Here is a 13,993-nt window from a genome sequence, read left to right on the forward strand (position 1 = left end):
AGCTCTCCTGGCCTATGGACTTGTGGATAAGCCATTCTGAGAGTAAGGTGAATGAACTAACAAACCGGGAATAGCTCTTATTTTTCCTGAATTTTGTTCCAGATCCCCGGACCTAGCTAAGCACTTTCTGAGCTAATTGAAGATGCTTTAAATCTCCAACAAACCAGCATCGAACAATACAATATTAAGGTTGAGCGCCGCTATCAGCAACTCCCACCCATCGCGGTGGTTAAATCTAAATTGTTCCAGATTTTAATTAATGTGGTAAAGAATGCTATTGAGGCCCTAATTGCAGGTGATGAGCAAGAAAAGCGAATGATCATCACCTTAGAGGAGGATGAAAAAAATCTCATCCGTCTAAGCATCCGAGATAATGGAATAGGCATTAGCAAAGAACATTTAGATAAAATTTTTTCTTTTGGATTCACTACCAAAACTAATGGTCATGGCTATGGAATACATAGTTGCGCATTGATTGCTAAAGAATTAGGCGGCTCAATTACTGCTAGGTCAGACGGTTTAAATCAAGGGGCAACTTTTATTTTAGCTATTCCTCAAAGAGGACTTTTCGATCAATCTTAAACCAAGCTCAGAGTGAAACCCATTTTTTTTAAGCTCGCTCCTAGGTAGAGCGAGCGATTGCAAATTTAATTTTTTAGGGCTAGAGTGCGAAATTAGCTGCAAAACAATTCGGATGAACCACCAATGCTTAATAAAACCAGGAACTGTCTTTTAGCCTTACTTATAATTGTTCTATTTCACCCTAATGCCCAGGCATTTACCACTTATAAACTAGCACCGAATGAAACCATCGTTTTAAAAAACACCTTAAACCGCCCTATTTCGTCTTATTGCTTAATTAATGCTGTCTCTAACGTGGTTAACAGCATTTCAATTTATATGCTAAGTGGCGCTGGAATGTTCAATGGAAACAGCATAACCCCAGGACAAACTCTGTTCGAAAACATCTACAATACTCAATATATTCCTATTAGCGCCAATGCTTATGCCAGTGCTCGAATTACCAATATTGGTGGCTATACAGTGCAAGCACAATGTACGCTGAGCTAAATATCTAGCAAAACGCGGTATGCAGGGCAATAAATCGCTGAATGAGCCAAGAAAAATAGGGTTAACTAGAATAGGTCTAAAAGAAAGGGGGTGATGCACCTTGGTAAAAAGGTGCATTAAAAAGAGAACTTATTCAGAAGCAAGTTCAATCGCAAAAGCAATTGCTAATTTTGAAAAATTAGTCATATGCTCCAGGCTTAATTTCTCCATAGTATCCGCAGAGCTATGAATATAGGGGTTATGCTCCTCAAAATTTGACTCACATGGAAACGCAGCGGGTACACCTATATCAGTCCAAGACGCATGATCACTGCAGCCATAGCCACATTTAGAATAATCTACTGGGACGTGGACGTAGGTATCAATCAATTTGGCTACATAATTATTTAAGCCTTTGTCGGTATAATCAGTAAATACCCACATGGTTGGATCGTTTGCCTCGACGCGATAGCCCGTCATATCTAATTGTAAAGCGGCTTTAACTTTAATTTCTTTAGCTTGGAAGTCTTCGACTACATATTGCGATCCCACTAAGCCTCGTTCTTCAGCAGCATACCAAATAATGTAAATCGGGCGTTTTAATGCTGCTTTTGATGATAAGAGAATACGCGCCGCTTCCATTAAGCTTGATGAACCACTACCATCATCACCTGCACCAGGCATCTTACCATCGAGAGTATCCATATGAGCACCCAGGACAATTGCAGGTGCATCAATATCCTTACCAATAACGGTAACTAAAGAAGGTTGGATGTACCAGCCTGTTTTAACAAAAAAAGTATCAGTATCTGTACGGCCCGCTTCGCTGGCCATTTTTTCGAATTGTTTTTTCAGCCAATGTGCGGTTTCAACACCGGTGGCTTTAGTAGCAGAACGGTTATGGTACGTGGTGAGATGAGTCAAGGTGTCCCAAATATTATCAGCTACCACCTCTTTTAAAGCCGCATTGACTTCTTCTGAATGTTTAATTTCATAAACTGGTTTATCAGCCTGCTTGGTATTTTCAACGGCAAAGTTGGCTGGTTTTACCGTTCCACGCTGTAATAACCTTTGTGCTGCTTTGGAACTAGCCAATCCTGATTTCTTTAACTTATGGCTTACATTAATGAAGTGTCCGCAGTGTTCCTGATCCGCCAATGCAATTAATTTTTCCAGATCAGCAGCAGGCATATTAATAATTTTAAATTGCTTATTCTCGGCTAAGACAGAATGAGACGTTTTTATTTTTGCAGCGAGGCATTGAGGAACTTGCAACTGCTCATACACAGGGGGAGCACCAGCTGAAATTGAATTACCAGCCAGTAAAAGACCAGTAGAAATAAAAGCTATCCATTGATTCAAACGCATTTCCTCTCCTAAGTAATAAATTAATCAACAACGATAGTACATGATGAAGAAAAACATGCAAGTACCTTGAAATTATTCACCCATTTTCTCTGATTGCCTTGTATTTATTTAAATCCAAAACGATGAATGTGCTTTTTTTGAGCTGATTGGTATTGATAATCATTTTCATTTGAGATAAAGTTTTAACTTCCATACCTCAGCGTGGGCAAATATACTACAATGAAGACAAAAAATATACCTGTGAACTTAAAAAAGATACCTTATTACCTGGTGCTAAGCTTACTTACCACGGGAGCCAGCCTGATTTTAGGTTTTTTAAGCTTTAGTGGCATGTATGCCCTCTTGCCGGTGTTACCTTTGGCGTTCGGCACCTTCTTTTTATCAGTAGCCTACGAAGGCGAAATTTATTTACAAAATATTAAGGGGGCTTTGACTAAATTATTTAAAAATAATTATTTAGAAAATTACCTCGCCAAAGAATATTTGCTCACTCATTTCCCCGACAATACCGAGCAAGCAGATTGTCCCCAGTTTTTCCGGGATTATAAAGCCCAGCTGTTACTACTTGCTCAGTATGAACATAAAGAATTAAATCAAGAAAGCAAACAAAGAAGAAAACAAATTGCCAGAACCCTAAAGGATATGGAGCATTGGTTCGCTCAGCAATTATTTACAAAAACTCCTGATGATAAGGCAACACCTTATGCCTTAGAATTGCAAAAATGGTTAGCGGAGCACAGCCAAAAAGAATGGCAAGAAAAGATTAGCCAGCGCGGCTCGCGTTTCAATATAGTAAAAGGCTTCAGTGCACTTGCCGCGTTATTTATGGGGCTTGGCAGCACTTATTTAATGGTTGAAGCATTCAGCGCCATCCCCTTCTTTGCAACGATTCCATTTACCGTCTGGCCCCTGATTATTCTTCCCCTAGCAACCGTTGCCGGTGCGGCTTATGGCTTACTGACTTACAATGCTATCACCGATTTAATTAATAATAATACCGTTGTTAAATGGTATAACAAATTAAAAGCCGATTTAATGCAAGGATTGACTCCGCGTAATTTCTTTATGGCCGTTACCGCCACTTTTCTTGCAACCTTAGCAGTTGCCCTGACTGTATGTACGGCAGGAACTTGGTGGACTATTGCTACTAATGCTCGTCCTTTATTTGATTGGATGCGAAAAATGCCTAGTTTTATCATGGGCGTCATTAATCCCATCATTACAGGTGCTTCTGCAATAGTATTTAATATTCAAAACTCAGCGGAATCATTAGAGATGGTTGACGAGGCACTGCGCAGTGAAAAAAGTGTTTTTCAAAATGTTTATGATGCGCTTGCGAAGGGATGGCAAAACCTCCTGGATACAGAAAATTGGCTACAGATGCTTAATCCCTTTCGTTTGTTATTAAAACTAACCATCACGCCCTTACGTATCTTATTTTTCTTCGGCCATCTGGTGAGTATCGCGCTTACTTCAGATCGCATGCCAGGTGTTCCCCAAATTGTTGCAGCCTTAGTGGCTATTATTAGCGAGGGTTTTGAAGATGCGCATTACTTTATAGGCGGCTCTTCTGCCGAACAATGTGGACATCAGAATATTCCTGGCCACGTCCACCAATTTGAACTAAAAAAACTACTGCAAGAACGGGTGGAATCTGGCTCTGAACATGCTCATGGCGTGGATATCCCTACTTGGTTTATCCAAACTATTTCCGCCCCTATCTATGCTTTAGCTGCCGCTTGGGACTCTTTAGCCAGTAAGTGGAATCAAAGCAACAACAACGAGGAAGCAGCCACCAAACGCACCCTCAGTTTTGCTCAAGCCTGGAGTAAACAACGCGGTATTCCCCAAGAAGAAAATGTTAATCCCGCATTAAGCACCCGCCCCTCATGGGCATGGCAGGTAGAACATACGGTTACGTTGATTGATAAGCAAAGTAAAAAACTTGCGCAAGCCTCAGTAAACCGTGAATTGGCGCAAGAAAAAATCACCAGTCTTGACGCATTAAAAACCAAGGTACTACAAGAACCACAATTATTAGGCAAAACCTTAAGACAAGAAAAAAAGAATGCCGTGTATAATAAACATCGTCTTTTTGCCCTTGAAGAGCAAACTAGTACTCAATCCTTTATAGAGGAATTACCCGAGCGGGTAGGAACCAAAAATAAAGGACCTAAAGGTGCTCCGACCATGTGGAACCCTCGTGTCGCTAGTAGGAATCTCACCTCGCGGCCAGGTACAGAGAAAGAGAATGAAGAGTTTTGCATCCCTTGCAATCCCTAGTTACTAAAATTAGCGACGGAGCCTGGAGCAGTTCTGCAGGCTTCGTATCCACGTCGTAGTTTCTTAACTTAAGTTTTCCCTTCACCCAATAAACTTTTCAAACCCGATAAATGGGATTGGGCGAGCTTCTTCGATTGCTCTTCATTGCGCTCACCAGTCTTCCCAAACCATTCTAAGCTTTCTTGCGGAAGTTCTTCTAAGAAACGGCTAGGAAGGCAGTCGTTTAATTCCCCAGCTCGACGTCGTTGTTTTGCTAAGGTAAAGCACAAGCCTTTTTGTGCTCTCGTTATCCCCACATAGGCAAGCCGTCGCTCCTCTTCTATGTGATCCTCATCAATACTTACACGATGAGGTAAAAGCTCTTCTTCCATGCCAACTAAATAAACATAGGGGAACTCTAATCCTTTAGAGGCATGTAAAGTGAGTAACTGAACGGTTTCTTTATCGGGCTCATCTGCTTGCTCTAAGATATCAATTAAAATCAATTTATTAATTATCTCGGCTAAGGTTTTTTCTGGCTCCTTAGTCAATAAACGAGCGACCCAATCAATGAGCTCCCAAACATTATCCATTTTTTTTTGCGCTTTAGCAGGCGTATCAGTTTGCTCATAAATATAAGCTTCATAACCACTGTCTTCCACCATTTGTTTTAAAGTTTCACTAATAGAAAGCCCGGTGGCGGTATGTTGTTTAACCCGTTCAAACCATGATTTAAAGGTTTGCAAAGCTTGCCGCGGTTTTTCGCCTAAGAGCTCAGTCAAGGCTAGATGATCAGCCGCCGCATATAAGCTCAGCCCTCTTTTTTGCGCGTAGTGGCCTAAGGCATCTAAGGTTTGTTCACCAATACCACGTTTAGGCGTATTGATTACGCGCAAAAAGGCAGCATCGTCAGCTTCATTGCACAGCAACTTTAAATACGCGAACACATCTTTTATTTCAGTTTTAGCAAACCAAGATTGTCCACCGCTTATCCGATAGGCAATGCCATAATTTCTTAATACCTTCTCAAAAATACGGGATTGGTGATTGCCGCGGTATAAAATGGCATAATCACCGTATTGAACTTGCCCGCGCATTTTGTGGCTGATTAAATCAGTGACTACGCGTTCGGCTTCATCTTGTTCATCCTTACAACACAAGACACGTAATAATTCGCCATGGCCTAACTCGCTCCATAATTTCTTTTCGAATAAATGGGCATTATTGGCGATTAAGTGATTGGCGGCATGTAAAATTCTGGCCGTAGAACGGTAGTTTTGCTCGAGTTTAATTATTTTGAGGCGGGGGTAATCTGTTTGTAATTGCGCTAAATTTTCTGGTTTTGCCCCACGCCAAGCATAAATAGACTGATCATCATCACCCACTACGGTAAAATGGGCACGCACCCCTACTAATTTTTTTACTAAGAGATACTGACTCGTATTAGAGTCCTGGTATTCATCAACCAACAAGTGGCGTACTTTATTTTGCCAATACTCCAGGACCTCTGGGTGTTCAGTTAATAAGGCCACCGGCAAGCGAATCAGATCGTCAAAGTCAACGGCATTATAAGCCTTCAGGGCTAACTGGTAACGAGGATATAATAAGGCAGCCTCTTCAAATAAAGGTGCATTGGCATTCATCGTCATGACGGTCTCAGGACCTAATAAATCATTTTTCCAACGAGAAATATGTTGCTGAATTTGAAACAATAGCTCACGCTCATTGGCCTTATTAGCCGGTAAAAAACCGCGGATAATCTGTAAGCTGTCTTCACTATCAAAAATAGAAAAACCAGATTTCAAACCACATAAGGCTAAATGACGTTTTATCATACTTAAACCTAAGGTATGAAAAGTAGCCACCTTTAAACCACGGCGTTGGGATGCAGGTAAGAACGAGGCAATCCGCGCTCTCATTTCATTAGCCGCTTTATTGGTGAACGTGACCGCAAATACCGAAGAAGGAATATAACCGCATTGGTTTATTAAATACGCTATTTTCTGAGTAATCACTCGCGTTTTACCGCTTCCTGCTCCTGCAAGAACCAACAAGGGCCCATCGATATAATGTACTGCGGCCATTTGTTGACTATTTAACATCGTTTAATCTCAAGGCAAAAGAGGGGATTATTACTTAGTCAAAGTACTGACGCAACTTTTACTTTGTATTTATATCCAGTGAAGAGTATCGGCTTATTTTCTAGGCTACTGTCCCGTAATAGTTCCAATGCCTGTTACGGGAACAAAGGGGGTTACTTAGTTGGTGGAGCGTTGAACATCAAACTCCTCATCATTATCGCTTTCGATAAATTCAGGTTTTTTTTCAATTTCATTAATTTCTTCGAAACCAAAGAAAACTTTATCAATTTTCTTAAATAAGGGTTCAAGTATGTCGTGCTTTTTCATGATAGTATCCTCTTCTTCTTTGTAATTCTTTACCTAGGGAATATATTTAAGCGTAGTTCAAATTTTCGTTTTCTCAAGGAGAAACGCATTATTTTGGCAAATTAAAGACAGCCCAAAAACTAAGTTCCTCATTTTTTGTAATTTTTGTCAAAACGGGAACCACTCAGCAGATTTGTGCTAGAATGTTCATTAACTTTGAGCAGACCCAATACTAATAGGCTTTAAATGAACCAGGCAGATACTATACAACGATTTATTTTTGAACACGCTAATATTCGCGGGGAAGTTGTTCACATTGAGCAAACCTATAAAACGATTATTAATCAACGTGACTACCCTCCGATGGTTAAAAATTTGCTGGGCGAGGCCATTATTTCCTGTTTACTCTTGGCCAGTAGCATTAAATTTGAAGGCAGCCTTAATTTACAATTTCAAGGAGATTCTCGCCTTTCCTTGCTGCTAGTTCAGTGTGATAATAAGCTCAATGTCCGCGCTTTTGCTCGCTATACTGATGCCCTCACTATCGAAGAATATGCCCAAGCCTTTTTACAAGGCCAAATGGGATTAACCATCAATCAATCTAATCAAACGCAAAATTATCAAAGTCTAGTTCCCCTTCAATCAACCTCCATGAGCGAAAATTTAATGAACTATTTTGCTCAATCAGAGCAGATAGCAACCCGTGTATGGCTTGCAGTAAATGAGGATAAGGCCGCCGGGATGTTATTACAATTAATGCCTGGACAAGACACCCAACAAAGAGAACAGTTCTGGGAATACGCCGTACAATTAGGGCAGACTGTAAGTGAGGAAGAGCTTCTAGATTTAGATAATGAGACACTGTTGTACCGGCTCTACAACGAAACCGACTTGCGATTATTTGAGCCCCGCACGACGCAATTTCAATGCCGCTGCTCCCCAGACAAAATGAAGCAAGTAATCACTATCCTTGGTGAGCAGGAGGCTCAAGATTTAATCAAAGAAAAAGGCCTTATTGATATTAATTGTGATTTTTGTAATCAACACTATAGTTTTGATTCAATCGATGTTGCGCTGCTTTTTCACCATTAGTCATGGTCAAGTTAAACGCTTGACCTGAACTTCTTGCATTTCGGTTAGTAAACCCCCCCTATAAAATGAATTTAAATTCAGTTTTTTTTAATTTAAATTCATTTTTAGTTGACATCAAGGGATAAATCCAACTATATTCAAAAAATGAATAAAAAGTGGATTTAAAATCAAATGCACGCTTTACAACAAAATTTTTTCTATATCGGTCAAGGAACGATTTTGACTTTAGAATTAATGTTGGGAGGGATGTTCATTGGCTTGCTTGTCGGCACCCTATTAGCTATTTCACGTTACAAGGGTTTTGCCCGCCGAATAATTGATCGGTTCATTTCGTTTACGCGCGGGACGCCTCTCATTTTGCAATTGAGCTTCGTCTATTTCGTAACCCCTTCCTTAATCGGTTTAAAAATTAATATTGTAACGGCTGGCATTTTAACCTTTGGCTTCAATAGCTCGGCATACATCGCAGAAATACTTAGATCAGGCATTGAAAGCTTACCTAAAGGGCAATTTGAAGCGGGCAAAACCTTACAAATCCCCAGATTCTATTTATGGAAAGATATCATTTTACCCCAGGTAATAAAGAATATCCTGCCCGCCCTTGTTAATGAAATGATTGCCTTATTGAAAGAGACTGCCTTGATATCGACCATTGGCGGCATGGATTTAATGCGTAAGGCCCAGTCCATTGCAGCGGAGCAATTTAGTTATTTTCTACCTTTATGTATTGCTGCTTGCTATTACTATGTTTTGGTCTTGCTGATTGAATATTTAGGAAAAACTATAGAACGAAGGGGCAAATTATGTTAATCATCAATGACGCCAGTAAAACCTTTAACGCCCTCCCAGTGCTAAAAAATATCAGCCTAACCTTATTAGAAAATACAGTTCTGGGTCTGGCTGGGCACTCAGGCAGTGGAAAATCAACCCTGCTAAGATGCATCCAGGGCTTGGAATCATTAGATTCGGGGTTTATCCAGGGACCAGCAAAACGTGGATTTATGTTTCAAGATTTTCAACTGTTTCCTCACCTGACTGTCTTAGAAAATTTAACTTACGCCCCCAAACTTCATAATAAGGCAGTGGATCATAGCCAAGAGGCAAAGCAACTATTAGCCAACTTAGGTATTGCTGATAAACTAAACACCTATCCTCATCAGCTCTCAGGAGGGCAAAAACAGCGAGTTGCCTTAGCCAGAAGTTTGATGATGAAACCCTCATTATTACTCTGCGATGAACCGACTTCTGGATTAGATCTGGTCAGTATTGATGAGGTTATTAAGGTATTAAACATCGCCAAGGCAATGGGGCTAACCATGGTTATCGCATCGCATGATCTAGAGTTCTTAAGTAAGATTGCCGATCGCATGCTCATCCTAAAAGAGGGTCAAGGCATTGCCGATATTAGACCCCCGTATAATGACTTAAAAAAATATTATCAGGAATAAATAGCGACGCGTTCACTTATTGGTTATAGAAATAAGTGCTGTAGAGGTTTAAGTAGCTGTTATTTTGCTCCATAACCATTAAGATCTGGTTGATCCGTTCTATTAAAGCAGCATTTTGCGGTGTTGACATAATGCCAATCCCGAATCCAATCTCATCAATTGGCCCTAATTCTGCAAATAAAGTACAGTTTTGCGTCCAATACTTCACCGAAGAACGGCGCATAAAAGCGGCTGAAATGGATTTATTATTTAATGCTGTGACAATATCACTGATACTATCGTATTCATTTATTTTAAAACCAGGGTAGCTGTTTTGCAGATAAGTGATAAAGAGACTTCCTGAAGGATTTCCTTTAATAACACCGATAGTAGTACCTTTTAAATCGGCGATTTTTTGGTAAGGGCTTCCTCTTAAAGTCATAAATTGCCCTAAACCTACGATGTAGGGCAAACTAAAAATGTATTTAGGGCTAGGTTGAATAAAAATCCCCCCTATCGCAAAATCAATTTTTCCCGTATCTAATGCAGGAAAAAATTCATGATAATTCATGAACACTAAATTACATTCAGTTTTTAAGCTCGTGCAAATGTCACGCGTTAAATCAATATCAAACCCTTCGCTGGGAGAGTAAACATAGGGAGGGTCAAAAACAAGGACCCCCACATTAAGGGCTGCTTGAGAGCAAAGAGAAAGAAGGCTCAGCAATAAAGCTACTAACAGTGTTTTAATCGTCATTTAGTTCTAGTCCCTTAAAATCTATTATTCTTCTAGTTATAGCTCTAAGTTTAGACTAAAATACCGCCACTATTGAAGGGTTAAATCAGGAGGAGATAAAACCCCTGAATCCGCTTGGGAAAATTGAAAAAACTCGCCCCTCATTGCTTGTAAAATTTGCTGCAAACTCACAAACTGCGCGCTTAATTGAAAATATAAGTCTGCAGTTTCACTCGCATGCAACTCGCCGACAGAAAGATAGGCGGCTTGCCCCATATCAGAAAAATAATTCAAACTTACATGTCTTTTTCGGGCCATTCCCGGGAATAAACCGCAAAATAATAAACTTTTGTCGCCAACTTCACGCAATAACTCGACTTGATGTAGGCGTGATTTGCGCATGGACTCTAGAAAATCCAGCGCAACTATCGATTCAATAAGTTTTGGACCTTGAGAAAAGCGCATCAGCAGAAAAACCAGATAACTTTCCGTGTTTTCATTTAGAACTAGCCGAGTAGCCGCTTGTGCCTCATTAACTAAGGCATGCCATTGGCTAATATCAGTGGGATGTAAAATTAATTGTTTCATAAATACCCCCTTATTTACTTCTCACCACTTATCTTGCAAGGCACATACCAACATCACTTATTATTAGTATAGTCGCTACTCGGCTAAAAATAGAGAAAACTACCTATCTGGTTTACCCTATTCTCAATTTATTGACATTAAGGTCCTATGCCGTCAAATTATTGTCATCAATAGATTAAGTGCTTTATTAACAATAAAAAGTCGGCTCCCTTTCCGCCTCGATTCTTCCTAGTTATTATTCCTTAATAATACAAACCTGATAGGATTTAGCCGGCTATTCGTGTATAATGGTAAATCTATGAACAAACGCCCCATTTTATTCTTAATTTATTTTCTTGTTATTTCAATAAAAGGTTATTTATGATTGAAAAGATTCGCAATATCGCCATTATCGCTCACGTTGACCATGGTAAAACTACACTGGTGGATAAGTTACTCCAACAAACCGGCACCTTAAACGAAAGAGCACCAACTGTTGAACGCATGATGGACTCTAATGCCTTAGAAAAAGAGCGCGGCATTACTATTTTAGCTAAAAATACCTGTGTTTATTGGAATGGCTATCAAATTAATATCGTTGACACCCCTGGGCATGCTGACTTTGGTGGCGAAGTGGAGCGGATCCTATCCATGGTTGACTGTGTTCTATTGCTAGTAGATGCCGTCGATGGCCCTATGCCGCAAACACGTTTTGTTACGCAAAAAGCCTTTGCCCAAGGGTTAAACCCAATTGTTGTAGTCAATAAAATTGATAGACCGGGGGCTCGTCCTGACTGGGTTATCGATCAAGTATTCGATTTATTTGATAATTTGGGCGCCAATGATACTCAGCTAGACTTTCCAGTGGTTTATGCCTCCGCGCTTAATGGGTATGCCCAATTAAGTTTAGACGAAGAAGCCAGCAATATGGATGCTTTATTACAAACGATTGTTGAGCGAGTCTCCCCTCCTGATGTCGATGAGGAAGGTCCTTTCCAAATGCAAATTAGTTCTCTAGATTATTCTTCTTATGTAGGAACAATTGGCATCGGACGAATCACCCGCGGCCGGATTAAAGCAAAATCACCGGTGAAAATCATTGATAAAGACGGCAATATCCGTAGTGGACGTTTATTACAATTATTAGGCTTTAAAGGGCTTGAGCGTATTGAGGTAGACGAAGCTGGTGCTGGTGATATTGTGGCAATTACCGGTATTGAAGCCCTCAATATTTCTGATACCATTTGTGATCCTAATAATGTAGAGGCCCTCCCAGCTCTAAGTGTTGATGAGCCAACAATTAGCATGACCTTCCAAGTAAACGACTCCCCCCTCGCAGGCCAGGAAGGGAAATACGTTACCTCGCGTAAAATTAAAGAACGCTTGGATACTGAATTACTCCATAACGTGGCCCTGAAGGTGGAATTAGGCGAAGATCCAGATAAATTTAAAGTTTCTGGACGGGGCGAATTGCATTTATCGATTTTAATTGAAAACATGCGTCGTGAAGGGTACGAATTAGCTATTTCTAAACCAGAAGTTATTATTAAAGAAGTCGATGGTGTGCGCGAAGAGCCTTATGAACGAGTAACCATTGATGTTGAAGAAAGCCATCAAGGCACCATCATGGAAAAGCTCGGTGAGCGCCGTGGCGAAATGCAAGATATGGTTCCAGATGGGAAAGGTCGAGTTCGATTAGATTACATGATTCCAACGCGCGGATTAATTGGTTTTCATAACGAATTCTTATCCTCTACTTCGGGCACGGGCCTCATGTATCATGTGTTTGATCATTATGGCCCTGCGATTAAGGGACGAATTGGCAAACGCTTAAACGGAGTGATGATTGCTAATTGCTCCGGTACAGCCCGAGGTTTTGCTTTATTTAACTTACAAGATCGCGGCCGCTTATTTTTAGAACCTCAATCTGTCTGCTATGAAGGGATGATTGTAGGGATTCACGCCCGTGATAATGATTTAGTTGTTAACGTAACGAAAGAGAAGCAACTTACTAACATCCGCGCATCGGGTACAGATGAAAATATTATTTTAACCCCTGCCCTGAAATTTACTTTAGAGCAAGCTTTAGAGTTTATTGATGATGACGAGTTAGTAGAAGTCACTCCCAAATCCATTCGCTTACGTAAGAAAGAATTAAAAGAACACGAGCGTAAAAAATCTTCACGCCTTGCCAATAGTGATGAATAATTAGCATTATGAAACAAGCCTTTGAACGCGTTATTTTATATGCTCGTCAGCATCGAGCCAACCAAGATGTAAGCGAAAGCTTACATCGCTTGGTAGATTTTCTGCAAAAAAGAAAACTTGCTATCGTCCAAGATATTGATACTGCGGCAAGTTTTGCTTTACAAGTACCCGTGTTAGAGCGGGATAAAATGGGCAGTCAAAACGACCTCATCGTGGTAGTGGGCGGTGATGGTAGTTTACTTTCTGCTGCGCGAATGGCTATTAAAGTAAACACACCAGTCATTGGCATTAATCGTGGACGTCTGGGGTTTTTAACGGATATCTTACCCCAAGATCTTGAAACCCAACTGAGTGAGGTTTTAGCAGGTCAGTATGAAGAAGAACATCGCTTCCTGCTCAAAACGACTATTTATGATCATCAGCACACCTATTTTGAGGGTGATGCCCTTAACGATGTTGTTTTGGGGCGGGGTCGTGAAACTCATCTTATTGAATTTGATGTCCATGTAAACCAACAATTAGTTAGTCATTTTCGTTCTGATGGGCTTATCTTATCGACCCCTACAGGCTCTACTGCCTATGCCTTGTCAGCAGGTGGGCCAATTATGCATCCACAACTAAATGCCGTGGTCCTAGTCCCCATGTTTTCCCATAGCTTAAGCTCCCGCCCCTTAGTGATTGATGGCGAGGCACAGATTGAATTACATATTAGCAAATGTAATGAACATGATTTACGGGTAAGCTGTGATGGACATGAGTCCCGCATGGTCAAACCAGGACAAAAAGTAGCGATTAAAAAAAATAATAATCAGCTCCGCTTGCTACATCCCCCGGGCTACCACTATTATGATACATTACGTAGTAAACTAGGTTGGGAATCAAAACATCAAGGATAA

The 13,993-nt window shown here is 40.5% G+C and carries 13 protein-coding genes; 8 read left to right on the forward strand and 5 right to left on the reverse strand.

Annotation, left to right across the window (positions count from 1 at the left end):
- Nucleotides 1-240 precede the first annotated feature (240 nt).
- Nucleotides 241-582: an ATP-binding protein gene (locus ELY15_RS01210; RefSeq protein ID WP_158617393.1), complete on the forward strand. Its 342-nt coding sequence runs from the start codon at nt 241-243 to the stop codon at nt 580-582.
- Between the two features lie 123 nt (nt 583-705).
- Nucleotides 706-1,071, forward strand: coding sequence for a hypothetical protein (locus ELY15_RS01215; protein WP_127097837.1), 366 nt, complete (start codon nt 706-708; stop codon nt 1,069-1,071).
- 129 nt (nt 1,072-1,200) lie between these two features.
- Here the strand turns inward: ELY15_RS01215 and lapA are convergent, their stop codons facing one another.
- Nucleotides 1,201-2,418, reverse strand: coding sequence for an aminopeptidase LapA (gene lapA / locus ELY15_RS01220; RefSeq protein ID WP_127097838.1), 1,218 nt, complete (start codon nt 2,416-2,418; stop codon nt 1,201-1,203).
- 219 nt (nt 2,419-2,637) lie between these two features.
- Between lapA and ELY15_RS01225 the strand changes: the two genes are divergently transcribed.
- Nucleotides 2,638-4,701: a hypothetical protein gene (locus ELY15_RS01225; RefSeq protein WP_305033551.1), complete on the forward strand. Its 2,064-nt coding sequence runs from the start codon at nt 2,638-2,640 to the stop codon at nt 4,699-4,701.
- A 68-nt stretch (nt 4,702-4,769) separates the two neighbouring features.
- Here the strand turns inward: ELY15_RS01225 and ELY15_RS01230 are convergent, their stop codons facing one another.
- Nucleotides 4,770-6,782: a UvrD-helicase domain-containing protein gene (locus ELY15_RS01230; protein WP_127097839.1), complete on the reverse strand. Its 2,013-nt coding sequence runs from the start codon at nt 6,780-6,782 to the stop codon at nt 4,770-4,772.
- A 156-nt stretch (nt 6,783-6,938) separates the two neighbouring features.
- Complete coding sequence (locus tag ELY15_RS16350) at nt 6,939-7,088, reverse strand: hypothetical protein (RefSeq protein ID WP_199744138.1); 150 nt, start codon at nt 7,086-7,088, stop codon at nt 6,939-6,941.
- A 225-nt stretch (nt 7,089-7,313) separates the two neighbouring features.
- Here ELY15_RS16350 and hslO point away from each other — a divergent pair, with 225 nt between their 5' ends.
- The 3 genes from hslO to ELY15_RS01245 all read left to right on the forward strand — a co-directional run bounded on the left by hslO (nt 7,314) and on the right by ELY15_RS01245 (nt 9,607).
- Nucleotides 7,314-8,159, forward strand: coding sequence for an Hsp33 family molecular chaperone HslO (hslO, locus tag ELY15_RS01235; protein ID WP_127097840.1), 846 nt, complete (start codon nt 7,314-7,316; stop codon nt 8,157-8,159).
- 171 nt (nt 8,160-8,330) lie between these two features.
- The gene (locus ELY15_RS01240; RefSeq protein ID WP_127097841.1) at nt 8,331-8,969 is read left to right on the forward strand and encodes an amino acid ABC transporter permease; all 639 of its coding nucleotides are present in this window, start codon (nt 8,331-8,333) and stop codon (nt 8,967-8,969) included.
- Nucleotides 8,963-9,607: an amino acid ABC transporter ATP-binding protein gene (locus ELY15_RS01245; protein ID WP_127097842.1), complete on the forward strand. Its 645-nt coding sequence runs from the start codon at nt 8,963-8,965 to the stop codon at nt 9,605-9,607. Before ELY15_RS01240 ends, ELY15_RS01245 begins: the two co-directional genes overlap by 7 nt.
- Before the next feature lie 16 nt (nt 9,608-9,623).
- Here the strand turns inward: ELY15_RS01245 and ELY15_RS01250 are convergent, their stop codons facing one another.
- On the reverse strand, nt 9,624-10,343 hold the full coding sequence (locus ELY15_RS01250; RefSeq protein WP_127097843.1) for a transporter substrate-binding domain-containing protein: 720 nt from the start codon (nt 10,341-10,343) through the stop codon (nt 9,624-9,626).
- A gap of 69 nt (nt 10,344-10,412) precedes the next feature.
- A complete protein-coding gene (locus ELY15_RS01255; protein WP_127097844.1) occupies nt 10,413-10,910 on the reverse strand; it encodes a hypothetical protein in 498 nt (165 codons plus the stop codon).
- A gap of 360 nt (nt 10,911-11,270) precedes the next feature.
- Between ELY15_RS01255 and typA the strand changes: the two genes are divergently transcribed.
- Nucleotides 11,271-13,097, forward strand: coding sequence for a translational GTPase TypA (typA, locus tag ELY15_RS01260; protein WP_127097845.1), 1,827 nt, complete (start codon nt 11,271-11,273; stop codon nt 13,095-13,097).
- A gap of 8 nt (nt 13,098-13,105) precedes the next feature.
- Nucleotides 13,106-13,993, forward strand: coding sequence for an NAD(+) kinase (locus tag ELY15_RS01265; protein ID WP_127097846.1), 888 nt, complete (start codon nt 13,106-13,108; stop codon nt 13,991-13,993).

The organism is Legionella sp. km772, assembly GCF_003989735.1.
GTDB lineage: Bacteria > Pseudomonadota > Gammaproteobacteria > Legionellales > Legionellaceae > Legionella.

What these genes read in the sequence shown, in the direction of transcription:
- ELY15_RS01230 (WP_127097839.1), bottom strand. Translation starts at nt 6,782, where the DNA reads ATGTTAAATAGTCAACAAATGGCCGCAGTACATTATATCGATGGGCCC.
- ELY15_RS01255 (WP_127097844.1), bottom strand. Translation starts at nt 10,910, where the DNA reads ATGAAACAATTAATTTTACATCCCACTGATATTAGCCAATGGCATGCC.
- ELY15_RS01265 (WP_127097846.1), top strand. Translation starts at nt 13,106, where the DNA reads ATGAAACAAGCCTTTGAACGCGTTATTTTATATGCTCGTCAGCATCGA.
- ELY15_RS01245 (WP_127097842.1), top strand. Translation starts at nt 8,963, where the DNA reads ATGTTAATCATCAATGACGCCAGTAAAACCTTTAACGCCCTCCCAGTG.
- ELY15_RS01225 (WP_305033551.1), top strand. Translation starts at nt 2,638, where the DNA reads ATGAAGACAAAAAATATACCTGTGAACTTAAAAAAGATACCTTATTAC.
- hslO (WP_127097840.1), top strand. Translation starts at nt 7,314, where the DNA reads ATGAACCAGGCAGATACTATACAACGATTTATTTTTGAACACGCTAAT.
- lapA (WP_127097838.1), bottom strand. Translation starts at nt 2,418, where the DNA reads ATGCGTTTGAATCAATGGATAGCTTTTATTTCTACTGGTCTTTTACTG.
- ELY15_RS01250 (WP_127097843.1), bottom strand. Translation starts at nt 10,343, where the DNA reads ATGACGATTAAAACACTGTTAGTAGCTTTATTGCTGAGCCTTCTTTCT.
- typA (WP_127097845.1), top strand. Translation starts at nt 11,271, where the DNA reads ATGATTGAAAAGATTCGCAATATCGCCATTATCGCTCACGTTGACCAT.
- ELY15_RS16350 (WP_199744138.1), bottom strand. Translation starts at nt 7,088, where the DNA reads ATGAAAAAGCACGACATACTTGAACCCTTATTTAAGAAAATTGATAAA.
- ELY15_RS01240 (WP_127097841.1), top strand. Translation starts at nt 8,331, where the DNA reads ATGCACGCTTTACAACAAAATTTTTTCTATATCGGTCAAGGAACGATT.
- ELY15_RS01215 (WP_127097837.1), top strand. Translation starts at nt 706, where the DNA reads ATGCTTAATAAAACCAGGAACTGTCTTTTAGCCTTACTTATAATTGTT.